Origin of the sequence: Sulfitobacter dubius, from assembly GCF_900113435.1 — a bacterium.
Classification (GTDB): domain Bacteria; phylum Pseudomonadota; class Alphaproteobacteria; order Rhodobacterales; family Rhodobacteraceae; genus Sulfitobacter; species Sulfitobacter dubius.
Genome location: NZ_FOPG01000002.1, coordinates 41,871 through 65,662, shown reverse-complemented (window position 1 = coordinate 65,662; position 23,792 = coordinate 41,871). Strand labels below are relative to the sequence as shown.

General features: G+C 60.6%; 23 protein-coding genes and 1 tRNA gene. 15 read left to right on the top strand and 9 right to left on the bottom strand.

The features are described from left to right. The first annotated feature begins 35 nt into the window (after positions 1 to 35). Both nudC and BM229_RS08990 read left to right on the top strand, forming a co-directional pair. Positions 36 to 1,004: an NAD(+) diphosphatase gene (nudC, locus tag BM229_RS08995; protein ID WP_093927338.1), complete on the top strand. Its 969-nt coding sequence runs from the start codon at positions 36 to 38 to the stop codon at positions 1,002 to 1,004. Between the two features lie 62 nt (positions 1,005 to 1,066). Further along, positions 1,067 to 1,540 (top strand): SRPBCC family protein, encoded by a 474-nt coding sequence (locus BM229_RS08990; protein ID WP_093927337.1) that lies wholly within the window; start codon positions 1,067 to 1,069, stop codon positions 1,538 to 1,540. Positions 1,541 to 1,551: 11 nt separating this feature from the next. Here BM229_RS08990 and BM229_RS08985 read toward each other — a convergent pair whose 3' ends face one another. After that, positions 1,552 to 2,409 (bottom strand): prephenate dehydratase, encoded by an 858-nt coding sequence (locus BM229_RS08985; RefSeq protein WP_093927336.1) that lies wholly within the window; start codon positions 2,407 to 2,409, stop codon positions 1,552 to 1,554. 154 nt (positions 2,410 to 2,563) lie between these two features. Between BM229_RS08985 and BM229_RS08980 the strand changes: the two genes are divergently transcribed. From BM229_RS08980 to BM229_RS08955, 6 genes are all read left to right on the top strand, one after another. Further along, positions 2,564 to 3,064 (top strand): c-type cytochrome, encoded by a 501-nt coding sequence (locus BM229_RS08980; protein WP_093927335.1) that lies wholly within the window; start codon positions 2,564 to 2,566, stop codon positions 3,062 to 3,064. Positions 3,065 to 3,188: 124 nt separating this feature from the next. Next, positions 3,189 to 4,010, top strand: a complete 822-nt coding sequence (locus BM229_RS08975) for an alpha/beta fold hydrolase (RefSeq protein ID WP_093927334.1) — start codon at positions 3,189 to 3,191, stop codon at positions 4,008 to 4,010. 140 nt (positions 4,011 to 4,150) lie between these two features. After that, entirely contained in the window at positions 4,151 to 6,082 is a 1,932-nt protein-coding gene (locus BM229_RS08970) for an extracellular solute-binding protein (protein WP_093927333.1), read from the top strand. Between the two features lie 9 nt (positions 6,083 to 6,091). Continuing rightward, a complete protein-coding gene (locus BM229_RS08965) occupies positions 6,092 to 7,183 on the top strand; it encodes a microcin C ABC transporter permease YejB (RefSeq protein ID WP_093927332.1) in 1,092 nt (363 codons plus the stop codon). Further along, positions 7,183 to 8,289, top strand: a complete 1,107-nt coding sequence (locus BM229_RS08960; protein ID WP_093927331.1) for an ABC transporter permease — start codon at positions 7,183 to 7,185, stop codon at positions 8,287 to 8,289. Before BM229_RS08965 ends, BM229_RS08960 begins: the two co-directional genes overlap by 1 nt. Beyond that, a complete protein-coding gene (locus BM229_RS08955) occupies positions 8,286 to 9,866 on the top strand; it encodes an ABC transporter ATP-binding protein (RefSeq protein WP_093927330.1) in 1,581 nt (526 codons plus the stop codon). Before BM229_RS08960 ends, BM229_RS08955 begins: the two co-directional genes overlap by 4 nt. Before the next feature lie 157 nt (positions 9,867 to 10,023). Here BM229_RS08955 and BM229_RS08950 read toward each other — a convergent pair whose 3' ends face one another. After that, positions 10,024 to 11,484, bottom strand: coding sequence for a D-alanyl-D-alanine carboxypeptidase family protein (locus tag BM229_RS08950; RefSeq protein ID WP_093927329.1), 1,461 nt, complete (start codon positions 11,482 to 11,484; stop codon positions 10,024 to 10,026). A gap of 265 nt (positions 11,485 to 11,749) precedes the next feature. Continuing rightward, positions 11,750 to 12,457 (bottom strand): HAD family hydrolase, encoded by a 708-nt coding sequence (locus BM229_RS08945; RefSeq protein WP_093927328.1) that lies wholly within the window; start codon positions 12,455 to 12,457, stop codon positions 11,750 to 11,752. A 156-nt stretch (positions 12,458 to 12,613) separates the two neighbouring features. On the opposite strand from BM229_RS08945, the gene clpS reads away from it, so the two are divergent. The 7 genes from clpS (at position 12,614) to BM229_RS08910 (ending at position 17,476) form a co-directional block, all read left to right on the top strand. Further along, positions 12,614 to 12,937, top strand: a complete 324-nt coding sequence (gene clpS, locus BM229_RS08940) for an ATP-dependent Clp protease adapter ClpS (RefSeq protein WP_093927934.1) — start codon at positions 12,614 to 12,616, stop codon at positions 12,935 to 12,937. 3 nt (positions 12,938 to 12,940) lie between these two features. Further along, complete coding sequence (locus BM229_RS08935; protein WP_093927327.1) at positions 12,941 to 13,933, top strand: class I SAM-dependent methyltransferase; 993 nt, start codon at positions 12,941 to 12,943, stop codon at positions 13,931 to 13,933. Positions 13,934 to 13,953: 20 nt separating this feature from the next. Then, positions 13,954 to 14,754, top strand: a complete 801-nt coding sequence (locus BM229_RS08930; RefSeq protein ID WP_093927326.1) for an SDR family NAD(P)-dependent oxidoreductase — start codon at positions 13,954 to 13,956, stop codon at positions 14,752 to 14,754. Positions 14,755 to 14,843: 89 nt separating this feature from the next. Next, positions 14,844 to 14,920 (top strand) — tRNA-Met (locus tag BM229_RS08925). A gap of 148 nt (positions 14,921 to 15,068) precedes the next feature. Beyond that, positions 15,069 to 15,500: an acyl-CoA thioesterase gene (locus BM229_RS08920; protein WP_093927325.1), complete on the top strand. Its 432-nt coding sequence runs from the start codon at positions 15,069 to 15,071 to the stop codon at positions 15,498 to 15,500. 75 nt (positions 15,501 to 15,575) lie between these two features. Next, positions 15,576 to 16,544: a Gfo/Idh/MocA family protein gene (locus BM229_RS08915; protein ID WP_093927324.1), complete on the top strand. Its 969-nt coding sequence runs from the start codon at positions 15,576 to 15,578 to the stop codon at positions 16,542 to 16,544. Further along, positions 16,541 to 17,476 carry an acetamidase/formamidase family protein gene (locus tag BM229_RS08910; protein WP_093927323.1) on the top strand — a complete coding sequence of 312 codons (936 nt, stop codon included), beginning with the start codon at positions 16,541 to 16,543 and terminating at the stop codon, positions 17,474 to 17,476. Before BM229_RS08915 ends, BM229_RS08910 begins: the two co-directional genes overlap by 4 nt. A 68-nt stretch (positions 17,477 to 17,544) precedes the next feature. On the opposite strand, the gene BM229_RS08905 is transcribed toward BM229_RS08910, so the two are convergent. The 6 genes from BM229_RS08905 to fahA all read right to left on the bottom strand — a co-directional run bounded on the left by BM229_RS08905 (position 17,545) and on the right by fahA (position 23,772). Then, positions 17,545 to 19,224, bottom strand: coding sequence for an ABC transporter substrate-binding protein (locus BM229_RS08905; protein ID WP_093927322.1), 1,680 nt, complete (start codon positions 19,222 to 19,224; stop codon positions 17,545 to 17,547). A 235-nt stretch (positions 19,225 to 19,459) separates the two neighbouring features. After that, positions 19,460 to 19,648, bottom strand: coding sequence for a DUF2783 domain-containing protein (locus BM229_RS08900; protein WP_093927321.1), 189 nt, complete (start codon positions 19,646 to 19,648; stop codon positions 19,460 to 19,462). Further along, entirely contained in the window at positions 19,645 to 21,252 is a 1,608-nt protein-coding gene (locus BM229_RS08895) for an FAD-dependent oxidoreductase (RefSeq protein WP_093927320.1), read from the bottom strand. Before BM229_RS08895 ends, BM229_RS08900 begins: the two co-directional genes overlap by 4 nt. Before the next feature lie 10 nt (positions 21,253 to 21,262). Beyond that, the gene (locus BM229_RS08890; RefSeq protein WP_093927319.1) at positions 21,263 to 21,517 is read right to left on the bottom strand and encodes a hypothetical protein; all 255 of its coding nucleotides are present in this window, start codon (positions 21,515 to 21,517) and stop codon (positions 21,263 to 21,265) included. Then, the gene (locus BM229_RS08885) at positions 21,517 to 22,467 is read right to left on the bottom strand and encodes an MBL fold metallo-hydrolase (protein ID WP_093927318.1); all 951 of its coding nucleotides are present in this window, start codon (positions 22,465 to 22,467) and stop codon (positions 21,517 to 21,519) included. The genes BM229_RS08890 and BM229_RS08885 overlap by 1 nt, the downstream gene beginning before the upstream one ends. 51 nt (positions 22,468 to 22,518) lie before the next feature. Continuing rightward, on the bottom strand, positions 22,519 to 23,772 hold the full coding sequence (fahA, locus tag BM229_RS08880) for a fumarylacetoacetase (protein WP_093927317.1): 1,254 nt from the start codon (positions 23,770 to 23,772) through the stop codon (positions 22,519 to 22,521). Between the last annotated feature and the right edge of the window lie 20 nt (positions 23,773 to 23,792).

Sequence of the window (23,792 nt, the reverse complement as noted above, 5' to 3'; positions counted from 1 at the left end):
GGCCCAAAGCGGAAAACCCGCGTCAGGAGAGCGCCATGCGTCATGCGGAAACGGTAACTTTTGGAGGCTCGGCGCTGGATCGTGCGGGCGAGCTGCGCGGCAATGCCGAAGCGCTGGAACAGCTCCGGGCCGACCCTGCGGCGCGGGCCATCGTTTTTTGGCGCGGCAAGCCTTTGATAACCCCCGAACGTCCTGCCGCCTTGGTGCGGCTGCCTCTGGATCACCCGGCGTTGAAGGAGGCCGATGGCTCAGCGATCTTGCTGGGCCGCGAGGACGGAGCGGCGCGGTTTGCGGTCGATCTCTCCAACTGGCAGCCTGCCGATCTGGATCAATCGCAATTGGGTGCCTTCCTCGACCCTAGCGAGCAGCGTCACCCGCTGTTGGGCGAAGACATGGCCTTTGCCGAATTGCGGCGGGTGATGACGTGGCTTGATCCGCGCGACGCGGAATTGGCAGCCAGCGGTAAAGCGATCCTTGGCTGGCATGAAACTCACCGCCATTGTGCCCGCTGCGGCTGCGCGACCGATCTGGCGCAGGGGGGGTGGCAGCGGGTCTGCCCAAGTTGCGGTGCCGCGCATTTCCCGCGCACTGACCCGGTGGTTATCATGCTAATCACGCACGGAAATTCCGTTCTCATGGGCCGTTCCCCGGGCTGGCCCGAAGGGATGTATTCGCTGCTTGCGGGCTTTGTTGAACCGGGCGAGACGGTCGAGGCTGCCGTACGTCGTGAGGTTTTTGAAGAAGCGGGCGTACAGGTCGGCGCGGTGGATTACCTATCTAGTCAGCCGTGGCCTTTCCCGGCGTCGTTGATGCTGGGCTGCGCTGGCGAAGCTCTCAGCCGTGAGTTGATCATCGACCCGGTTGAGATCGAAGACGCGCTTTGGGTTACCCGAGAAGAAATGATGGACGTTTTTGCCGGAAGCCATCCGCGCCTGATGCCCGCCCGGCGCGGGGCCATCGCGCATTTCTTGCTGGAAAACTGGCTTGCGGATACACTGCGTTAACAGGCCCCGCCGTCACCACGGTTTTGACGAACAATACGAGCAGAAGAATTGGAACGGACGTAATGAAATTCTCGACCAAAGAAGACGTCGAAGCGCCGATTGAAGCGGTATTTGACATGCTGTGCGATTTTGAGAGCTTTGAGCGGTCCGCCATGCGGCGCGGGGCCGAGGTGCAGCGCGTTGATACCATGCCCAAGCCCGGCGTTGGCATGACATGGAATGCGGTTTTCCCCCTGCGCGGCAAGCGCCGGGAGTTAACGCTTGAGATGGTCAGTTTTGACCGGCCCAACGAGATGGTGATCGACAGCATGTCGCAGGGTCTGGCCGGGCAGATGTCGTTTGAACTGATGTCCCTGTCGCGCAACAGCACGCGGGTGCTGGTGGCGCTAGAAATCAAACCTTTGAACCTCTCGTCGCGGCTATGGGTGCAATCGCTAAAGTTGGCCAAGACGACCTTGAACAAGAAATACAAAGAACGCGTGGCTGATTATGCACGGGGCATGGAAGAACGCCACGCCCGCGGCATTCAGGCCTAAATCCGCGCGTGTCACATCCCGGTCGGTGCACCCCGGTCGGGATGGGCGGGATAGACGCCTAGAATGTTCAGCATATTGGTGAAGTAGCCCAGTTCATCCAGCGCGCGTTTCACCGCCGGGTCTTCGGGGTGGCCTTCAATGTCGGCGTAGAACTGTGTCGCGGTGAAGGAACCGCCGACCATATAGCTTTCCAGCTTGGTCATGTTTACACCGTTGGTCGCGAAACCGCCCATCGCTTTGTATAGGGCGGCGGGGATGTTGCGCACCTCAAAGACAAAGGTGGTCAGCATCCGCTCGGCCCTGCGGCTGAGATCAATCTCGGGCGCCATCAGCAAAAAGCGGGTGGTGTTGTGGTCCATATCCTCAATGTCACGGGCCAGCACGTTAAGGCCGTTGATCTCTGCCGCGACCTCACCGGCCAGCACCCCATCGGTGCTGCCTTCGGTGGCGGCCAATTCGGTAGCGGCCCCGGCGGAATCAGCGGCTGGCTCGGACGTGATGCCGTGTTCTTGCAAGAAGCTGCGGGCCTGCGGCAGCAACACCAGATGCGCGCGAACATGTTTGATGTCTTCCAGTGCCACACCGGGGCGGGCCATCAAGGCGATGCGCACCCGCACAAAGGCCTCGCCGATGATATGCAGCCCGCTTTCGGGCAGCAGCCGGTGAATATCTGCGACGCGCCCGTATGTGGTGTTTTCCACGGGCAACATCGCCAGATCCGCACGACCCTCGCTGACCGCGCGAAAAACCCCTTCGAACGATTGGCACGGCACCGGTTCCATGTCGGGGCAAGCGCGAATGCAAGCCTCATGACTATAGGAGCCAAGGGCCCCCTGAAAGGCGATGCGGGGCGTGGTCTGGGGGGTCATGGATCGTATCCTGCTGCAAAAGGCGCGGGGAAGGGCAATTGGTCGCGGTAACTACACCTTGCCTGCGCCAAGGGAAAGCAATAGATACGCGGGCAACGATGCCAAGAACCATGGCCCGCCCATGGTACCAATACCAAGTGATGGACCCTGACGCATGTTCGATACAATGACCCTGACAAAAATCGCAGCCGGCGTATTCGGCGCCTGGTTGGTGCTTCTGCTGGGCAAATGGGCGGGTGAAGAGATTTACCATGCCGATGCTCATGGGGAAGCGTCCTATGTGATCGAAGTGGCGGACGCCGGCGGTGACGAAGGCGGCGAAGAGATCGATTTTGCTGCTGTGATGGCCGAAGCCGATGCCGACAGCGGCTCCAAAGTGTTCCGCAAATGCGCCGCCTGCCACAAGGTTGACGGGTCCAACGCAGTTGGTCCGCACCTTGACGGTGTGGTTGGCCGTGACATCGCCGCCGTTGGTGATTTCGGCTACTCCGGTGCGTTGACCTCGCTCGACGGAAGCTGGACCCCGGAAGAGCTGAGCGCCTTCCTTACGAGCCCCAAAGGCTATGCTCCGGGCACCACCATGGGTTTCGCCGGTCTGCGTAAAGTCGAAGACCGCGCTGACGTGATCGCCTACCTGCAAAGCGTTTCCAACTAGGTCTACGCTGCAATGCGTGAGTAAAAGCCGCCCTAAGGGGCGGCTTTTGCGTTTTTGGCGGGTGGAACGACTTCTTGTGGCAGGTGTTGGGCAATGAAACGTCCACACCGAAAGGAGACGCGCCATGCAAAGTCACACATCTACGGTCGATGGAATCGAAATGCGTTGGGAAGAGACGGGGGCGGGGGATCCTGTCATCCTGCTCCACGGTATTCCTACATGTCCCGCGCTTTGGCGTGATGTTGCGCCGAAAATTCAGGGCCGACGTGTTCTTGCTTGGGAAATGCCGGGCTATGGCGAGTCAATCCCGCAGGGCGAAGGACGCGATATTTCGGTTTCAGCACAGGCGGATTACTTGGTCGCATGGATGCGCGACCAAGGCATTGACCGTGCGGTGCTTGCCGCCCATGACCTTGGCGGCGGCGTTGCGCAGATCGCAGCGGTGCGCCACCCTGAAATGGTAAGCGGGCTGCTGCTGACCAATGCGATCAGCTATGATTCATGGCCCGTACCTTTGGTCAGCGCGGTGGCCACAACCGGCAGCGTGACGAAACATGCGCCAGATGGTTCATTCCACAAACTGCTAAAAACGATGTTCTCGAAAGGCCATGTAACTGACGCTGCCGCAGAGGCCGCCTTTGACGCGCACGCCCCGCACTACGCACGTCACGGAGAGGCAGAGGCATTTGTGCGGCAGGCGCAGTCATTGGATGTGGAAGATACAAAGGCCATCGCAGACAAGCTTCCTACACTCAATATCCCGGCGCGGATCGTCTGGGGGGCGGCGGATGATTTCCAAAAGATCGAATATGGTGAGCGCTTGGCGAAAGACTTGAGCGCGCCGCTGCGCCGGATCGCGGAGGGTAAGCATTTCACCCCCGAAGATCACCCAGAGGTGCTGGCGGATGAGATCAACGCATTGATCCGCACAATCGACGGTAAATAACGCCGGGGGCGCATCGCGACATCCGCGACACACCGCCGCTGGACCCAAACCTTACATATTCGCAACTTGTATCTTGGCGCGTCACAGCGTTAGCCTACATGACGCTACGATCCGGACTATGCCACGCCAAGGAGTGCCCTATGCCCCGTGCCCAGACCCGCGCCGCGACCCGTCCATCGGCCCTTGCCCCCCTTCCACTATGGTTAACGACGATGACGATATCGGTGCTTGTTTTGTTGGCAGGTTCAGCAACGGCGCAGGAGCAGAAGGTCATCAAAAGCCACGGTTATTCCTTTTACGGTGATCTGACATACCCGGAGAATTTTGAGCATTTCGACTATGTGAACCCCGATGCCCCCAAAGGGGGTGAAATTTCGCTGCCCTTCGTCGGCACGCTCGATTCTATGAACCCCTATTCCGGCAAGGGCCGTGCGCATTTGTTTTCGATCTTTGGCTTTGAGAGCCTTTTGGGCGAAGCGCCAAGCGGAGAGCCACTGCCCGCAGATGTCTATGGCGAGAGCTATTGTCTGCTGTGCGAAAGTCTTGAGTACCCTGAAGATAAATCATGGGTGATCTTCAACATGCGCCCCGAGGCGCAGTTTTCGGACGGCACCCCGGTCACCGCACATGACATCGTATTCTCGCACAACCTACTCTTGGACGAGGGGCTGAAATCCTATGCCGACGCAGTGCGCAAGCGCATCCCCAAGGTCGAGGCGCTGGACGACCACACTGTCAAATTTACCTTTGCTGACGGCATCTCGCGCCGCAGCTTGATTGAGACGGTAGGCGGCGTGCCTGCATGGCCGAAAGCGTGGTTTGAAGAGACCGGCAATGGCCTGAAAGACAGCTGGATGGACCCGCCCCCCGGATCGGGTGCTTATATGGTAGATAGCGTCGATCTGACCAAACGGATCGTCCTGAAACGCAATCCCGACTATTGGGGGAAAGACCTGCCGATTAACCGCGGGCGCATGAATTTTGATCGTATCCGACTTGAGATCATCAGCGACGACACCTCGGCGTTTGAGGCGTTTAAGGCAGGCGAATACACCTTCCGGGCTGAGGGCGATTCCAAGAAATGGGCGACGGGATATGACTTTTCCAAGGTAACCGACGGCGATATCGTGAAAGCGGAACTGCCCGACGGCTCGCCCCCTACGCCCTCGGGTATCATCTTCAATCTTGGACGTGAGGCGCTGCAGGACCGTGCCGTGCGCGAAGCCGTGGCGCTGATGTTTAACTTTGAGTGGACGAACGAGTCGCTGCAATACGGGCTGTTCAACCACCGCGCCTCCTTTACCCAAGACACACCGCTGATGGCGCAAGGCGCACCCGAAGGGGCGGAACTGGCGCTGCTGGAAAGCCTGGGTGATCTGGTGCCTGCTGAGATGCTGAGCGAGCCTGCCGTGGTGCCGCATACCTCCGATTCCAGTCGCCTGCTGGACCGTCGCAACGCGCGGCAAGCCTCCAAGCTCTTGGAAGAGGCGGGCTGGACCGTGCAGAACGGCATGCGCGTCAACGAGGCGGGTGAGCCGCTGCGACTGAACTTCCTAATGAACTCCTCCGGCTCTCCAACGATTTCTGCCGTGATTGAGAATTTCGTGGGCAATCTGACATCTATCGGCATCGACGCCCGGCTCGAGAAGGTGGACAGTTCGCAATACACTGCCCGCGAGCGTGATCGCGACTACGACATGATCTACGATGCCTACGCGGCCTTCCTTGGCACCGGTACGGGGTTGTCGCAACGCTACGGGTCTGAGGCGGCTGAATTCTCGCTCTTTAACCCTTCTGGTCTGGCCAGCCCGATGGTGGACGCGATTATCGAAGCCTCACTAGACGCTGAAACAGCCGAGGAAGAAGACGCCGCCCTTATGGCGCTTGACCGGGCGCTGCGGCATGAATTTTTCATGATCCCGACGTGGTACAACGACAGCTATTGGGTCGCCTACTACGATCAATACGACCACCCCGAAGAGATTCCGGCCTATGCCTTGGGTTACCTTGATTTCTGGTGGTACGATAAAGAGGGCGCAGAACAATTGCGCGCCTCGGGCGCCTTGCGGTAAAGCGACCTAATGGGTGCATATATTCTCAGACGGCTGTTGCTGGTGATTCCGACGTTGCTTGGGATCATGTTGGTTAACTTTGCCTTGGTGCAATTCGTCCCCGGTGGCCCGGTAGAGCAGGCCATCGCCCGTATTCAGGGCGGCGGCGATGTCTTTGGCGGTTTTGCCGGGGGCAACAATGACGCTGGGGTTGATACTATGGCGCGCGGGTCTGACAGCACCTATGTCGGCGCCCGCGGGCTACCGCCTGAGTTGATCGAGGAATTGGAGAAGGAATTCGGCTTCGACAAACCGCCCGTCGAGCGGTTCTTGCACATGCTGTGGAACTACGTGCGGCTGGATTTTGGCGAGAGTTATTTCCGCTCCATTGGGGTGATTGATCTGATCAAGGAAAAGCTGCCCGTGTCGATCACGCTGGGGCTGTGGTCGACGCTCATTGCACACTTGATCTCAATCCCGCTCGGCATCCGCAAAGCCGTGCGCGACGGCAGCCGCTTTGACACATGGACTTCGGGCGCGATCATCGCCGCCTATGCGATCCCCGGGTTTCTGTTCGCGATCCTGCTCTTGGTGCTTTTTGCTGGCGGGTCTTATTGGCAGGTCTTCCCCCTACGCGGCCTGACCTCGGACAATTTCGATAGCCTGAGCCCCTTGGGCAAGGTGGCCGATTATTTCTGGCACATCACCCTGCCGGTGCTGGCTTCGACGATTTCGGCCTTTGCGACGCTGACGCTGCTGACCAAGAACAGCTTTCTGGATGAGATCAAAAAGCAATATGTCATTACCGCCCGCGCCAAGGGCCTGTCAGAGCGCAAGGTGCTTTACGGGCACGTCTTCCGTAACGCGATGCTGATCGTGATCGCCAGTTTCCCGGCGGTCTTCATCTCGGTCTTCTTCGGCGGCTCGATCATCATCGAGACGATCTTTAGTCTCGACGGTCTGGGCCGCTTGGGTTTTGAGGCAGCGGTAGCCCGCGATTATCCAATCGTCTTTGGCACGCTGTTTATCTTTGGTCTCATCGGCCTCGTCGTCGGCATCCTGTCGGACATGATGTATGTGCTCGTCGATCCGCGCATCGACTTTGAGAAGAGGGAAGGCTGATGGCGCTGTCCCCCCTGAACCAGCGCCGCTGGCGCAATTTCACTGCGAACCGGCGAGCCTATTGGTCGCTGTGGATTTTCGCGATCCTTTTCGGCATTTCGCTCTTTGCTGAATTTGTGGCCAACGACAAGCCGATCTTGGTGAGCTATCGCGGCGAGTATTACACGCCGATCTTTAACTTCTACCCAGAGACCGCCTTTGGCGGCGACTTCCAGACCGAGGCTGCCTATCGCGATCCGGAGGTGCAATGCCTCATTGCCACTGGCGGATTGGATGCCTGTTTCGACGATCCCGAGGGCTATATCCTCGATGCGGAAGATGGCGAAATTGAGGGCGAAGCGATCGACAAGGGCTGGGCACTCTGGCCGGTCATTCCCTATTCCTTCAACACCGCCGTCGACCGCCCTGGTGCTGCCCCGCTGCCGCCCAATGGGCAGAATTGGCTCGGCACCGATGGCACCAAACGCGATGTCATGGCGCGGGTCATTCACGGTTTCCGACTGTCGGTGGTGTTCACGCTGATCGTCACGGGGGCGGCTTCAATCATCGGCATCCTCGCGGGCGCGGTGCAGGGTTTCTTCGGCGGCTGGCTCGATCTGATCTTCCAGCGCATCATTGAAATCTGGTCCTCGACCCCGTCGCTCTACGTCATCATCATCATGTTCGCGATACTGGGCCGAAGTTTCTGGCTTTTGGTGATCCTGCTGGTGCTCTTCTCATGGACTGCGCTGGTGGGCGTGGTGCGGGCCGAGTTCCTGCGGGCGCGTAACCTTGAATACGTCCGCGCCGCTCGCGCGCTTGGTGTGAGAAACGGCACGATCATGCTGCGCCACATGCTGCCGAACGCGATGGTGGCGACGCTCACGATGCTGCCGTTCATCATCACCGGCACGATCTCCACGCTGGCGACGCTCGATTTCCTTGGCTTCGGCCTGCCGTCCTCGGCCCCGTCGCTGGGGGAGTTGACGCTACAGGCCAAGCAGAACCTGCAAGCGCCTTGGTTGGCCTTTTCGGCCTTCTTTACCTTTGCCATCATGCTGTCGCTGCTGGTCTTCATCTTTGAAGGTATCCGCGACGCATTCGACCCCAGAAAGACCTTTTCGTGACCGCGCTATTGGACGTCAAAGACCTGCAAGTCTCCTTCCGGCAGGACGGTCAACTGATTCCCGCCGTGCGCGGAGTGAGCTTTGCCGTGAACCGCGGTGAGACTGTGGCGCTGGTGGGTGAAAGCGGTTCGGGCAAGTCTGTCTCGGCGCTCTCTACCGTGTCGCTCTTGGGCGATAGCGCGCGGGTCAGTGGGTCGGTCACCTATGACGGGCAGCAGATGATCGGCGCGGATGATACGCTGCTGCGCAAGGTGCGCGGCAACGACATCTCCTTTATCTTCCAAGAACCGATGACCTCGCTCAATCCGCTGCACACAATCGAAAAGCAGTTGGCGGAATCACTGGCGCTACACCAAGGGCTGCAAGGCGCAGAAGCCCGTGCGCGGGTGCTAAGCTTGCTAGAACAGGTCGGGATCAACGACGCGGAAAGCCGCATGGGGGCCTATCCTCACCAACTCTCAGGGGGGCAACGGCAGCGCGTGATGATCGCCATGGCGCTGGCCAACAAGCCTGACATCCTGATCGCAGATGAGCCAACAACGGCGCTGGATGTGACCATTCAGGCGCAGATCCTTGATCTTTTGAAAGACCTTAAGGATCAGATGGGTATGGGGCTTTTGTTCATCACCCATGACCTTGGCATCGTGCGACGCATCGCCGACCGCGTGTTTGTGATGCAAAAGGGCGTGGTGGTCGAGGAAGGCCCCACGGCTGAGATTTTTGATAACCCGCAGCACCCTTACACTCGCAAACTGCTGAGTGCCGAGCCGACGGGCTCTCCTGAGCCTGTAGCTGAGGATGCGCCCGAGGTGCTGCGCACCGACAATCTCAAGGTCTGGTTTCCGATCCAGAAGGGGCTGCTGCGCCGCACCGTGGGGCATGTACAGGCCGTCAATGACACCAGCTTTTCAGTTCGCGCGGGCGAGACGCTGGGCATCGTCGGCGAAAGCGGGTCTGGAAAGACCACGCTGGCGCTGGCGATCATGCGGCTCATCGGTTCGGAAGGGGAGGTGACCTTTCGCGGCGAGGATGTGCGTAAATGGTCCACCCGGCAACTGCGGAAGCTACGTGCTGACATGCAGATCGTGTTCCAAGATCCCTTTGGCTCGCTCAGCCCGCGTATGACCTGTTTTCAGATCATCTCGGAAGGGCTGGCGATTCATAAAGTGGATAAGGGCCGCGACCGCCGGGAGGTGGTGGCGGAAGTTATGCTGGAGGTTGGTCTCGACCCCTTGACGATGGACCGCTACCCGCATGAATTTTCAGGTGGGCAGCGCCAGCGTATCGCCATTGCCCGCGCCATGGTTTTGCGACCCAAGCTTTTGGTGCTCGATGAGCCGACCTCTGCGTTGGACATGACGGTACAGGTGCAGATCGTTGATTTGTTGCGGCGTCTGCAGGTGAAATACGGGCTGGCCTATTTATTCATCAGCCACGACCTGAAGGTCGTGCGCGCCATGTCGCATAAGGTGATGGTGATGAAGCGCGGTGATGTGGTCGAGTATGGCGACGTTGATGCGCTTTATGACAACCCCCAAACCGAGTACACGCGGGCGTTGTTGCAGGCGGCCGGATAAGCAGGCGTCGTTGACTGAGCGGAGGTAGCAGGGGGGCTCTGCCCCCATCGCGCCGAGGGCGCGATTCCCCCGCGGGTATTTTTGAAAAGATGAAGACTGCTTGGGGCCATGAGTTTAGCGTGCAGGCGAAACTGAGCGGGGGAGGGGGACTTCAGTCTTAGCTTGGCCCGATCATGAAGCAACTGACATTACGGGCAGCGAGACGGCGGCAGGCCAGATCGGCGCTTTCGCGGGACATGCCGAGGAAGTTGGCATCGAAACCCTGCGGGCGCTGTACCACTTTACGCAGAGTGCCATCGAGCGTCGACATCTCGGCCAGCGCGGTCTTTAGCAGCACCTTTTCAGCAGCATAGCGGCTGGGGAAACGGCCAACGTTCACTCCCCAATGGCGGCCGCCGGAGGTAGAGACACGAGTCACGATTTCCTGCTCAACCGCTTGCTGGACGGCCAACGTTACATCCTTTGGGCGCGGCTCGGGCCGGGCTGAGGCTTGGGCTGACGCGATGACGACTTCGGCGTCTTTACTTTCCGGTGTGGCAGCTGGTGCGGCGGGCGCAGTTTGCACGGCTTCACGTAAAGCTGCGGTGATATCGCTGTTGGAAACCACGCTCGTTGCCTCAGGCGCGGTTGCGGTCGCCACGACGACCACCTCACTGTGGGGGCGAAGCTGCGGGCGCTTGGAGGCTGTAACTGCCCCCACAAGGCGGATCGTCTTGCCTGCGGCACCGGGGGCGGCTGGCGCATCTTCGACATCAGCGTAAACGGGCGGCACTGGCTTACTGAGGGGCGCGGAAGATGGCGCTCGGCGGAAGCCGAGGTCCATCAGTTCGGCCACTTTGGCGTTTCGCGATGCGGTGGATTTGCCGCCGAAAACGGTGACGATGATCCGTTCATTGCCTCGCTCAGCCGAGGCGGTCAGATTGAAGCCCGCCGCACGGGTATAGCCTGTTTTGATCCCGTCGGCCCCTTTGTAAGACCCCAGAAACCGGCGGTTGGTGTGGGAAACCTTGCGCACACCTGCATCGGCAGTGATGCGCGAGAACAGGTTGTAGTACTGCGGGTAATCATAAAGCAAATGACGGCCCATGGCCGTCATGTCACGCGCGGTGGAGAGGTGGCCGTTTTCTGTCAGCCCGTGCATGTTTTTGAATGTAGTCCGTGTCATGCCAAGCTGTTTGGCGGTGCGGTTCATGCGGCGGGCAAAAGCAGCCTCAGAGCCTTCGATGGCCTCGCCAATTGCGGTGGCAGCATCGTTGGCAGATTTTACGGCGGCGGCGCGAATTAGGTAGCGTAGGGCGATCTTTTGGCCGGGACGCATGCCCAGTTTACTGGGCGGCTCCGAGGCGGCATTTTGAGAAATCGTGACTTGGGTGTCGAGGGAAAGTTCCCCCCGCTCTACCGCCTGAAAAGCGATGTAGAGGGTCATCATTTTGGTCAGGGAGGCAGGGTGCAACCGGGTGTCGGCGTTCTCTGCGTGGATTTCTTTGCCGGTGCGGGCATCAATGACATAAGCGGCGTAGGGGGCGGCGATCGCGCTGAGCGGTAAAATCACCAGAACCCAGATTGCTGCGAATAGAAATAGCCCGTAACGGGCCGGCTGAATGCGCCGAGCCTTCATTTTTGCCTGCCTTTTACTGCCTCAAGCCGTCGATTTTCGACTGACCATTTATTAATTGGTTTAAAGTTAGCACAGGACGGCGCTTCGCGGAAGCCGTCGAATCTATAGGACAGGCGGAAAAAGGGCGGATCTCCCCTCCAATATGTAGAGGCTGGTGCACGATCACCCACTATAAGCGGCATTAAGGCGAGAATAAGGCTCAATTTGGGCGGCAAGTTGGCGGCGATCACGGTGACCTAGAATCGCCCTTTTACGCCCTAATGAATCACCCCGATCTGATCCGATCCAATGTCTCCGAAAGGCCCGATAAATCTTCAATTTCGGCAAAACGCGGGGAATTGGTTGGCGGTTCGGCATGTTCCATCGCCCATGTCAGATCATGTGGCACATAGACACCCCAGCCGCCCGCATCGAGCATTGGACGCACGTCAGAAGCCAGTGAGTTGCCGACCATCAGCCCCTGCGCGGCGCCTTCGCCATGGTGCTTAAAAATGCGGCGATATGCGGCTTCGGTTTTGTAGGAGACGATTTCGACCGCGTCGAACAGGTCCCGCAGACCGGATTGCGCAAGCTTGCGTTCTTGGTCTAGTAGATCGCCTTTGGTCACCACGATCAGCCGGTATCGGCCTTGAAGACTTTGCAGCACCTCTTCCACGTGAGGCAGCAGTTCGATCGGATGGGCCAGCATCTCGCGCCCGGCGGCAAGCAAATCGTTAATCACTTCGGCGGGCACCTTGCCCTCTGTCACCTCGATCGCGGTCTCGATCATCGATAGGGTGAAGCCTTTGATCCCGTAACCGTAGTGCGGCAGGTTGCGCCGTTCGGCCTCAAGAAGGCGGGTCATCAGATGGTCGCGTTCACTATGTTCTGCCAAAAGGGCTGCAAAACGGTCATGGGAGAGTGCAAAGTAGCGCTTATTATGCCACAATGTGTCATCCGCATCGAAACCGATGGTGGTGAGTGCCCCGCCCATATGTGCTGCCTCTTTCCTAAATTGGTTCAGGGGTTATATAGACGGCTGCACGACGAACAAGCTCTACCCCCAGCCGCAGGAGCAGCAATGCACCGTGACGACGTGAAAGCAGATTGGATGACCCTGATAGCAGACCGGCCCGCGCCGGGCCGGTTGATGATGGCGGACGGCCCAAAGGACGGTGACGACACCGAGTTGTTGACCAAGACGCGGCCCAAGACCAAACGCCCGCCGCTTTATAAAGTGATGTTGCTGAATGATGATTTCACCCCGATGGAGTTCGTCGTTCTGGTGCTTGAGCGGTTCTTTGGCCTGAACCACGCGCAGGCGTTTGAGATCATGCTGACCGTGCATAAGAAAGGGCTGGCCGTGGTCGGTGTCTTTAGCCACGAGATCGCCGAGACCAAGGTCGCGCAGGTGATGGATTTCGCCCGGCGTCATCAACATCCCCTACAATGTACTATGGAAAAAGAAGAATAACACGTGATTGATCCGCGACTGGAACTGGCCCTGAACGGCGGTGGGCTGGACCTGCCCGAAACAGGCGAAATCGCTGTATTTCAGCCCTCTGTTGACGCTGACTTGGCCGATTTGCCAGTGGACCGTTGCAAGATCATTCACGATTTCAAACCGGCATATGATGCATGGACCGCACGCGGCTATGACGCTGCGCATTCGGTCGAGGGGCGCTATGCCGCCGCCATCGTCTGCCTGCCACGTGCCAAACACGAAGCGCGTGCGCTAATCGCCCAAGCCTGCGCGGTGAGCGATGGGCCGGTGGTGGTCGATGGGCAAAAGACCGATGGCGCAGATTCGATCCTGCGCGAAATGCGCGCGCGTGTGACAGTGCAAGGTCCGATCTCGAAGGCGCATGGAAAGCTTTACTGGATCGACGCAGGCTCAAGCGATTTCTTTACCGATTGGGAAGCGGGTCCAGCTCAGACCGAAGGCGGTTTTTGGACCGCGCCGGGGGTTTTCTCGGCGGATGGGGTTGATCTGGCCTCGGCGCTGCTGGTCGATGTGCTTCCTGACAACCTTGGGGCCGAGGTGGCCGATTTGGGTGCGGGCTGGGGCTTCCTCTCGGCGCATATCCTGACGCGGCCCAAGGTGAAGACCGTGCATTTGGTCGAGGCCGGGCATCTAGCGCTGGAATGCGCGCGCCACAACGTGACTGACAGCCGGGCAGTTTTTCACTGGGAGGACGCGACCCATTGGGAACCGCCACACCGGATGGATAGCGTGGTGATGAACCCGCCGTTCCACACAGGCCGCGCGGCAGAGCCGCAGATCGGGCAAGCATTCGTCGCTGCCGCCGCAAGGATGCTATCGGTGCAGGGCGACCTATGGATGGTTGCAAACCGGCATCTGCCCTATGAGGCGGAACTGAAAAAACGCTTTGCGCAGGTGGCGGAACTGGGGGGCGATGCGCGGTTCAAACTGTTCCATGCCACGCGCCCGCTGACCCGCCGCCGCTAAGCCTTTAGGGGGGTATCCCGATGTCTTTCTCGATCTCTGGTAAAACAGCCATCATCACCGGCGCGGCAGACGGCATCGGCCTTGCCATTGCCCGGCATCTGGCCGACCGGGGCGCCAATGTGATGTGCGCCGACTCGAATGAGAAAAAGCTCATGGAAGAGTTGGGCGATACCCCCGATGAGGGCAATATCCGGGTCTTTGCCGGTGACCTGCGTCAGCGTTTGACCATTGCCAACCTCGTCTCTGCCACCATCGATGCCTTTGATGAAGTGGATATCCTTGTGAATGCCTCGCGGCAGGTGATGCCCACTGACCCGCTGGATATCGATGACAGTTCGGTGGAAACGCTGCTGCAGCAAAACCTGATGACGGCGCTGCAATTGTCGCAACAGGTGGCGCGGCGCATGATGAAACAGGCCGAAGGTCAGACCGAGGGACAGGTGGGGTCCATTATCAATCTCAGCTCCATCGCTGCGCGGCAGCACCAGCCGGATATGATGGGCTATTCCATCGCTTCGGCAGCGGTGCAGCAGATGACCCGTTCACTTGCGCTGGTTTTGGCTCCGCATCGGATACGCGTGAACGCGATCTCTTTTGGATCGGTAATGAGCGCCTCTCTGCGCGCGGCTGTCGCGGAAAACCGTGACTGGCGCGATAACATCCGCGCCCATACGCCGCTTGGCCGGATCGCAGGCCCGAATGAGCTTTGCGAAGCGGTGCAGTTCCTTGCGGCGGAGAGCTCAGGTTTTATGACCGGCGAGATCATGACTATTGACGGCGGACGCACTCTGCTCGACGTGGTGTCGGCTCCGGCGCATTAAGACGGGGCGGCACTTTTCTTGGGCAAAAACGGAATGATCCAGTTTTCGCCCTTGACCCCAATGCGAAGCTGCCTTATCCGACGCGCCACGGCGTTATAGCTCAGTTGGTTAGAGCGAACGACTCATAATCGTTAGGTCCCTGGTTCAAATCCAGGTAACGCCACCATCCTCCCCCTTGTTTACAAAATGAATTCAGCATTTTGCGGCCGCATGGGCGTTGCTTCATCGCAGGAAGCCCGTGGGTTGCACGCAGGGCTGGAAGGGGTAGAACTGGCGCAACGCCCCTGCGGGCTTGAGCAGTTGAAAGCAACCTTATGACCACGGAAAACTTCGTTCACGAGATCAACGTCACTTGGGGTGATTGTGACCCGGCGCAGATCGCCTATACGGCGCGGCTGCCCTATTTCGCGTTGGATGCGATCAACGCGTGGTGGGAGGCGCATTTTGACGGCGATGGCTGGTTTCAGCTTCAGATCGACCGTAATATCGGCACGCCTTTCGTGAACCTTTCGATGGATTTCCGCAGCCCGGTCACGCCACGGCACAAGCTGATGTGCGAAACCTATCCGACGCGGCTCGGCAACAAATCCATAACCTTCGGCATGAAGGCGCGGCAGAACGGGGTGCTGTGTTTCGAGGGGTCGTTCACCTGCGTCTTCACCATCGCGGACGTGTTCGAAAGCCAATCCGCCCCCGAAGAGCTGGCCCGCGTGATCAAACCACTGGTCCGCGCCGACCTCGGCTGAGGCTATCGCCCCGCAAGCAGTTGAAGTTCCCCTGATTGCAGCGTCTTATCGCGCTGCATATCGAGGGAGACAGAGATGACGATTAGGACTGCGGTAATCGGATTGGGGATCATGGGGCGGCGCATGGCCGAGAACATAGTGCTGCACCCCGACTTCACGGTCACCACCATGTGGGATCCCGACCCCGCGGCCTGCGCCGCCGCGCAAGAGGTCGCGCCGAGTGCGACAGTGTCTGCCACGGCGTCCGAGGCGATGGCCGATGTCGATCTGGTCTACCTCGCCTGCCCCCCGGTGCCGCGCAAAGCCTATGCGCTTGAGGCCGCGGCAGCGGGCAAGGCGATCTTCCTCGAAAAACCGCTTGGCGTGGACATCGCGGAAAGTCGTGCGTTGGTGGCCGAGTTGCAGGCTGCAGGCGTCCCGGCGGCGGTGAATTTCACCCAAGCAGCAGGGGCGGCGCTGACCGATCTGACGCGGTCGATCAAAGAGGGTGCGCTAGGGGATCTCTGTGGTATCGACATCATCGTGACCTATCCGGCCTGGCCCCGCGCATGGCAGGTGGATGCGGATTGGCTGCGCTTTGCCGCTGAGGGGGGAATGACCCGCGAGGTGATCTCGCATTTCCTCTTCCTGAGCGAGCGGGTATTGGGGCCGTTGACCCTGCAATGGGCCCATGCGGAATACCCTGACGACAAGCTCTGCGAGACCCATGTGGCGGCGCGGCTGGTCAATGCAGAGGGCTTGCCGGTTTCGATCCTCGGCTCTGTTGGCGGCGCGCAGCCAGACCGGCAGGAGGTAACGGTGAAAGGCGCGAAGGCCAGCCGGCGCATCTCGGAGTTTGCCATCGACACCCTGTCGACCGGAGAGGCATTTGCGCCGACCAACAGCAGCCCCACCGACACCCGGGCCACCAGCCTCAAAGCGCAGCTTGACGACTTGGCGCTTCTGATGGACGGCGGCCCGAGCCGACTGGCCACACCAGAGGAAGCGCTGCGGGTGCAAGAGCTGATCGAAGGCATCTTGGCCAACCGGGGGGTGCAGTCATGACCGCCACACTGCAGTCATCGCCCGAAACCTGCCACTGGGGCTATTTCGAGGCCAGCCGCCCGCCCGCGCTGACCATCCAAAGCGGCGACGAGGTGATTATCAACACCGTCTCTGGCGCGCCGAACTGCCTGCCGCCCGAGGGCTTTCACGTTCCGCCCGAACTCTACGACATCCACAAGGCAGGCCCGCCGCCGATGCCGGGCCATATCCTGACGGGCCCGGTGGCCGTCGAAGGCGCGATGCCCGGGGATGTGCTGAAGGTCGATATCCTCGATGTCGCGCTGCGGCAGGACTGGGGGTATAACTTCATCCGGCCTTTGGCAGGCACGCTGCCGCAGGATTTCACCGAGACCTATCACAGCAACATCCCGCTGGACGCGGAGCGGGGCATCGCCCGGCTGCCTTGGGGGCTGGAACTGCCCTTGGCTCCGTTCTTTGGCGTGATGGCCGTGGCACCGCCGCCCGAATGGGGTCGGATCGCCACCATTGAGCCGCGCAAACACGGGGGCAACCTGGATAACAAGGAACTGGTGGCGGGCAGCACGCTTTACCTACCCATCTTCAACGAAGGGGCGCTGTTTTCCTGCGGGGATGGGCATGGCTCGCAGGGCGATGGCGAAGTCTGTGTCACGGCGATTGAAACGGCGCTACAGGGGCGCTTTCGTCTGACCGTATTGAAGGACCGCACACTCAGCTATCCGCAGGCCGAGACGCCGACCCACGTTATAACCATGGGCATGGCCCCCGACCTTGACCGCTGCGCTGAGATGGCCTTGCGGGACATGATCGCATTGGTGTCTGAGCGCGCGGGGATCAGCCGTGAAGACGCCTATGTGCTCTGCTCGCTGGCCGGTGATCTGCGCATCACCCAGACGGTGAACCGCGAAAAGGGCGTGCATATGATGATGGCGAAAGACCTGATCGGCGGTTAACGCCGGTCCCGCGCAAAGAAAAAGGGCCGCAGCGACGCGGCCCTTTCGCGTTTCTACCTAGTGGCAGATCACTCTTCTGCCCAAGCCATCCGCGCCGGGTGGTATTCAAACCCGATGTGGTGCGCGGCACCCACCAACCCCTCGCGGGTGTGGTTGTAGAGCGAGCGCCAGTAGGGCTGGATCGTGACGCCATCGTCTTGCAACATCTTCTCACCCTTCGCCATGATCTCGCGCCGTGCGTCGACATCCGCCGTGGCCAGCGCCTCGGAGAGCAGTGCGTCGAACTCAGGGTTGGCATAGCCAAACTCGTTCCACGCCTCGCCCGAGCGGTAGGCCAGCGCCCAGATCTGCACGCCCAGAGGCCGCGCGTTCCAGTTGGTGGAGGAGAAGGGGTATTTCACCCAGTCGTTCCAGAAGGTCGAGCCGGGCAGAATGGTGCGTTTGACCTTGATACCCGCATCGCGCAGCTGCGCGGCCACGGCATCGGTCGTGTCCTTGCGCCACGCATCGTCGATCGAGAAGAGCTCATGCTCGTAATCCGCCATGCCGGCTTCTTCCATCAGCGCGCGGGCGGCTTCGGGGTCGGTCTTGGGCGGTTCGACCTCTGCATATTCGGGGTGCATCGGGCCGACATGGTGGTTTTCGGCCACGATCCCGCGACCGGCATAGCCCAGTTCCAACAGCACGGCGTTGTCGACCGCCAGTTGCAGCGCGTTGCGCACGCGCTTGTCTTCGTAAGGCTTCATGCCGTCGATTTCGGCCAATTGGTTAGGGCGGATCACGATGGTCGCCGCGGTGGCGATCTCGTTCTCGACCCAACCGTCGAGCGTGCTCATCACGTCGATGTATTCGCCTTCCATGGAGTAGAAAGCGTCGACCTCTTCGGCCTCGGCGGCGGCGATCCATGCGGAAGGGTCGGTGCCGTAGTCGATATATTCCAGACGGTCGATGTAGGGTCCACCGAAGATTTCAGTGCCCCACCATGTGTGGTCTGGGTTCTTCACTAGAACGCTTTTCACGCCGACTTCCAGCGATTCCGGCAGGTAGGGGCCGGTACCCTTGGGGTTGTCCAACATGGTGTCGGGGTCGAACCCTTCGGGTGTGATCGCGGCCGGGTAGTCGGCCATGCCGGGGATCAGCGTGATGTCGGATTTGGGCAGCTTCAGCTTAACGGTGTGATCGTCGACCACCTCGATCGCGCCCTCGATGGCCTTGCCGGCTTCTTCGTCCACCAGCGTGGCGAAACGGCCCGCCATGGAGTTGCCTTCGAGCGACTTGTCGCACCAGCCTTCGATGTTGCGCGCCACGTCCTGCGCGGTGAAGGCGGTGCCATCGTTCCATGTCACGCCCTTGCGGACGTTCAGCGTGTATTCGGTGGCATCGTCGTTGATCTCCCAGCTTTCCAGCAGACCCGGAGTGAAGGTGCCGTCATTCTCCCAGATGGCGAGGTATTCCAGCCAGCCGCGGCTGAAGTTGGCGATTTGCGACCAGTCATAGGTGCGCGGGTCTTTCAGGGCACGCACCTCCATCTGCATCCGCACGGTGCCGCCTTCCTTGAGGTTGGCATGGGCCGCCGCACGCGCGGGCGCGGCCATGCCGAGCATCCCGTAGGCTGTGGCGGACGTGGCCCCGAATGCGCTCGCAATCGCCAGAAACTCGCGTCTGCTGACGGGGTCTTTCTTGGCGTTCTCGGCTGATTTCAGCACGGATTGCGGCAGCGGTTTTCCGGTGCGTGTCAAAAATTCCATGATTTTCCTCTCTGTTGGTGCGCTGGCCGGGCCATCGCGAATCCCCACTTTTCACGGTGGGGCAGGTGATGCAGTTGACCTGCTTTCAACGCCTCTTGAGGTGGGCGCGGGGTGTTTAGTCTGCCGATCAGGCGCGTTGCGTCAAGCCTGTCGCGGGAAGTTGAGCAGCAAGCTAGCGCAGGAAAACGGCCCGGCAAGCGCGGGCATGGAGGAAAAGCGCGGTGAGGCTGGCGGGTTAGGCTAGATCGCGCGCAGCTTTGAAAAGCGCCGCAAGCCGCGCCGTGTCGCCGAGTTCATTGGCCAGCATCAGAACCAATCGGGCGTTGAGGGCGTGGCTTTCGGCCTCGCTCAGCCCTTCGTGGGCGGCCATGAGGGCGGCATAGACGCTGTCGCCCTCGGCGCCGAGGTTGTCTTCAAGGATCATGCGGTGGCTCCTTTCGCACGGTCAAAGGCGCGGGCAATCGGGGCGCTGTCGGGCCGGTCGAAGACGGCGCAGACATGGCCATCGGGGCGGAGCAGATAAAGGAACCCGCTGCCATAGCGCTGCTGCACGTGGCCATCCTTGCCCTGAAAACAGGGATAGGCCTCCTGCGATTGATCGATACCGATCCGGGCAAGGCCGGGGAGGTCGGGGGCGGTGATCTCGCCCACGGCGAGCAGGGTGAACTGGCCCTGAACTTCGCCCAGCAGCCAGCGATCCCCCGCGGGCCCGGTCAGCGGCGCGTCGATCAACGCGCTGCCGGGGTGCAGGGGGGCGTCGCCTGCGGTTTGCAGCGGGCTACGGGCCAGCGTGCAGGGTTGTGACAACCGGCCTGAGTTAATCAGTTTGCGGGCGAAAGGATGACGCGCGGCGAGGGTCAGCACCTCATTGCGAAACAGGGTTTCGATGGGAGATTTCGGCGTCATGAAATTGGTCGCGCGGGCGGAGTTGCGCATGTTCTCATCCGCGCCATGTCCGCGTTCGATGTCATAGCTCTCGATCAGGCTTGGCGGCGCTTCGCCCTGCACCACAGCCGCCAGTTTCCAGCCAAGGTTGTCGACGTCCTGCACCCCGCCATTGCCGCCCCGCGCCCCGAAGGGGCTGACCACATGGGCGCTGTCGCCGACAAAGACGACGCGATCATGCACGAACCTCTCCAGCCGCGCGCAGCGGAACTTATAGACGCTCATCCAATCCAGCCGGAACGGCGCATCGCCCAGCATTTGGTTCAAGCGCGGTACAACCTTTTCTTCGGTCGCCTCGGCCTTCGGGTCGGTTTCTGACCCAAGTTGCAGGTCGATGCGGTAGATATTGTCAGGCTGTTTGTGCAGCAACGCGGATTGGCCGTTGTGAAAGGGCGGGGCGAACCAGAACCAACGCTCGGGCGTGTCATGGTCGCCGAAGGGGGAGGTTTCCATCTCTACGTCTGCGATCAGGAAATGTTCGTCGAAGGTTTGGCCTTCGAAAGGCAGGTTCATGCGTTTGCGGGTGGCGGACCCCGCGCCATCGCAGGCGATGTACCAGTCGGTCTCAAGCTGGTAGGGGCCATCCGGCGTCTCGACCGTCAACTCAACATGGTCGGTATGGCCCTTGTGATCGGTCACCTTGTTGAGAAAACGCAGGTCGATCAGATTGGGGAAATCTTGTGCGCGTTCAACAAGGTACTCTTCGACATAGTATTGCTGGAGGTTCACGAAGGCCGGGTATTTATGCCCCGGCTCGGGCAGCAGATCGAAGTTATAGACCTCCCTCTCGCCGTGAAACTGGCGGCCCACTTTCCATGTCACGCCTTTTTCCAGCATCCTCTCACCGATGCCAAGGCGGTCGAAAATCTCAAGCGTTCGTTTCGCCCAGCAGATCGCGCGAGAGCCGAGCGAGACGACATTGTTGTCATCCAGCACGACCGATTTGACCCCGCGCAGGGCCAAGTCCACGGCCATCGACAGCCCGATGGGGCCGGCGCCGACAATCACCACCGGGTGCCGTGGCTCGGGCGCGGTGAGGCCGGGCGGGGGGCTGTAGGGAAAGGGGGTGTAGGCATAGGCCATGGCGGTTTCCTCAGACAAGAGCGCGCAAAAGCAGCAGGACAAGCAAGGCCAGCGTCGTCAGCGTCACCCGTCGGCGCGACTTGCGGTGCTCTGGCGCGCGCAGCATCTTTGACCAAACCTGTGCCGTATCGCGCAGCCCGGCGTAGGGCTGCCCGCTCCGGCGCGCAGCTTGGCGGCGGTGATCCATCACCAGTGCAAAGACCAGATAGAACCAGAGCGCCAGCGCCAGTATGATCAGGGCAGTAAGAAGCGCGGGCAGCGGCATCAGTCCGACAGCGCCTCCCACATCTCTTTGTCGCGCGCCGCCGTCCAAATGCGCGGCGTGTCGATGTCCAGCGCCTCGTCATAGGCGCGGGCGACGTTGAAGGGCAGGCAGTGCTCATAGATCGCATAGTCGCCGAACTTGGGGTCGCATTCGGCGCGCACGGCGTCCCATGCCTCTTTCAACGTGCCGCCGCGCAGGGCCACGCGGGCCGCCGGACGGTAGGTTGAGCGCACGAAGTCTGCAGTGCTGTCGATTGCGGCATTAACCATCTCGCGGCCCACCAGCGCGTCGCCGCGACCCGGCGCGATGGCGTCGAGGTCAAAGGCGCGGATGCGTTCCAGCGTGCCGGGCCAGTCGTGGAAATGCCCGTCGCCGCAGTAGCAGGCGGAGTGGTATTCGACGATGTCGCCGGTGAACATGACGTTCTGATCGGGCACATAGATCACCGCATCCCCCGCCGTATGGGCGCGGCCCAGTTGCATAATGTCGATCCGGCGCTTGCCGAGATAGACGCTCATGCGGCCGTTGAAGGTGGTGGTGGGGTAGGTCAGGCCGGGGATGCTTTCATGGCCTTCAAACAGACGCGGGAAGCGTTCAAATTCGCTGTCCCAATCTTCTTGGCCGCGTTCAGCAACCATGGCGCGGGCTTTCTCGGACATGATGATTTGCTGCGCGCCAAAGGCCGAGGCCCCGAGCACGCGCACGGCGTGGTAGTGGGTCAGTACCACATGGCTGATCGGTTTGTCGGTGACCGAGCGGACGCATTCGATGACCTTATTCGCCAGACGCGGGGTGGCCTGTGCTTCGATGATCATCACGCTGTCGTCGCCGATGATGACGCCAGAGTTTGGATCGCCCTCGGCGGTGAAGGCGTAAAGTCCCTCGCCCACCTCGGTGAAGGAGATTTCCTTTTCGGTCATGTCGCCTTGGGATGCGAATTGCTTGGCCATGTGATGTCCTTCTGTCTTGGTTTGTCTGCGGTGCAGGGCGCGTTTGGGTGTTCAGGAAAAGTCGATTGCCGGGCGGATTTTGCCGGTGCATCTGCCGAATCCCACGCGAAAGCCGTCGCCCTGCGCGTGGCCGGTAAGGGTCAGCGTGTCGCCGTCTTCGACAAAGCTGCGGCGGCTGCCGTTTGCGAGGGTGATCGGCTCCTTGCCGCCCCATGACAGTTCCAGCAGCGACCCGCGTTGCGATTTCTCAGGGCCGGAGATGGTGCCGGACCCGAGCAGATCGCCCGCGTTCATCGCGCAGCCCGAAGAGGCGTGATGCGTCAACTGCTGGGCGGCGGAATAATACATCTCGCGGTAGTTCGTCCGCGCAATCTCCTCGGCCTCGCCGCCCTCGGGCTGGAGCAGCACCGACAGGTCAATGTCATAGAGGCCGGGTTTGGTTTCGCGCAGGTAGAGCAGGAGGTCCTTCTCGCGCTCAGGTGTCGAGGTGCGGAACGGCTCAAGCGCGTCGCGGGTCACGATCCAAGGAGAGATCGAGGTGGCGAAGGCTTTCGCCTGAAACGGGCCGAGCGGTTGGTATTCCCACGCCTGAATGTCCCGCGCCGACCAGTCGTTGAGCAGCACATAGCCAAAGATCATCTCATCTGCTTGGTCGATGGTGATGGGCTGGCCCATCTCGGTCGAAGTGCCGACGATCGCGCCCATCTCAAGCTCGATATCCAGCCGCTGGCAGGGGCCAAAATGCGGCGCATCGGCGTCTGGGGCTTTTAGCTGGCCATTGGGGCGGGTGATCTCGGTCCCCGAAACGACGACGGTAGAAGCGCGGCCATTGTAGCCAATGGGAATGTGCAGCCAGTTCGGGGGCAGGGCATTCTCGGCCCCGCGAAACATCGTGCCGACATTGGTCGCGTGATGCTTGCCAGCGTAGAAATCCGTGTATTCCGAGACCATCATCGGCATGAGCAGCCGCGCTTCGTCCATCGGCACCAGATACGGCGCGACTGCGGCCTGATCCGGGGCATCGGCGCTGAGCAGCTCCACCAGCCGCGCACGCAACGACGCCCATGCCGCAGGGCCAAGGTCCATCACATCGTTCCAATAGGGCACATCGAACACCGGCTCTTCGGTGAGGGTGATCAGCCCCTCCTCCTCCAAAGCGGCCATGTCGAGGATCTGATCGCCAATCGCCACTCCACAGCGCGCTTCCAGCCGATTGGTCGTGAAAACGCCATAAGGCAGGTTGTTGAGGGGGAAATCGGTATCAGCGCTGTTGGCGCTTTCCACCCAAGAGTTCATCAGGGTCATGTCGGTCCTTTCAGGGGGCA

Bases quoted from the DNA above. Each gene is read 5' to 3' on its own strand.
- BM229_RS08915 (WP_093927324.1), top strand. From the start codon at position 15,576: ATGACGATTAGGACTGCGGTAATCGGATTGGGGATCATGGGGCGGCGC.
- clpS (WP_093927934.1), top strand. From the start codon at position 12,614: ATGATGGCGGACGGCCCAAAGGACGGTGACGACACCGAGTTGTTGACC.
- BM229_RS08910 (WP_093927323.1), top strand. From the start codon at position 16,541: ATGACCGCCACACTGCAGTCATCGCCCGAAACCTGCCACTGGGGCTAT.
- BM229_RS08975 (WP_093927334.1), top strand. From the start codon at position 3,189: ATGCAAAGTCACACATCTACGGTCGATGGAATCGAAATGCGTTGGGAA.
- BM229_RS08950 (WP_093927329.1), bottom strand. From the start codon at position 11,484: ATGAAGGCTCGGCGCATTCAGCCGGCCCGTTACGGGCTATTTCTATTC.
- BM229_RS08965 (WP_093927332.1), top strand. From the start codon at position 6,092: ATGGGTGCATATATTCTCAGACGGCTGTTGCTGGTGATTCCGACGTTG.
- BM229_RS08920 (WP_093927325.1), top strand. From the start codon at position 15,069: ATGACCACGGAAAACTTCGTTCACGAGATCAACGTCACTTGGGGTGAT.
- BM229_RS08970 (WP_093927333.1), top strand. From the start codon at position 4,151: ATGCCCCGTGCCCAGACCCGCGCCGCGACCCGTCCATCGGCCCTTGCC.
- fahA (WP_093927317.1), bottom strand. From the start codon at position 23,772: ATGACCCTGATGAACTCTTGGGTGGAAAGCGCCAACAGCGCTGATACC.
- BM229_RS08890 (WP_093927319.1), bottom strand. From the start codon at position 21,517: ATGCCGCTGCCCGCGCTTCTTACTGCCCTGATCATACTGGCGCTGGCG.
- BM229_RS08905 (WP_093927322.1), bottom strand. From the start codon at position 19,224: ATGGAATTTTTGACACGCACCGGAAAACCGCTGCCGCAATCCGTGCTG.
- BM229_RS08945 (WP_093927328.1), bottom strand. From the start codon at position 12,457: ATGGGCGGGGCACTCACCACCATCGGTTTCGATGCGGATGACACATTG.
- nudC (WP_093927338.1), top strand. From the start codon at position 36: ATGCGTCATGCGGAAACGGTAACTTTTGGAGGCTCGGCGCTGGATCGT.
- BM229_RS08980 (WP_093927335.1), top strand. From the start codon at position 2,564: ATGTTCGATACAATGACCCTGACAAAAATCGCAGCCGGCGTATTCGGC.
- BM229_RS08885 (WP_093927318.1), bottom strand. From the start codon at position 22,467: ATGGCCAAGCAATTCGCATCCCAAGGCGACATGACCGAAAAGGAAATC.
- BM229_RS08990 (WP_093927337.1), top strand. From the start codon at position 1,067: ATGAAATTCTCGACCAAAGAAGACGTCGAAGCGCCGATTGAAGCGGTA.
- BM229_RS08930 (WP_093927326.1), top strand. From the start codon at position 13,954: ATGTCTTTCTCGATCTCTGGTAAAACAGCCATCATCACCGGCGCGGCA.
- BM229_RS08960 (WP_093927331.1), top strand. From the start codon at position 7,183: ATGGCGCTGTCCCCCCTGAACCAGCGCCGCTGGCGCAATTTCACTGCG.
- BM229_RS08985 (WP_093927336.1), bottom strand. From the start codon at position 2,409: ATGACCCCCCAGACCACGCCCCGCATCGCCTTTCAGGGGGCCCTTGGC.
- BM229_RS08895 (WP_093927320.1), bottom strand. From the start codon at position 21,252: ATGGCCTATGCCTACACCCCCTTTCCCTACAGCCCCCCGCCCGGCCTC.
- BM229_RS08900 (WP_093927321.1), bottom strand. From the start codon at position 19,648: ATGATCCTTGAAGACAACCTCGGCGCCGAGGGCGACAGCGTCTATGCC.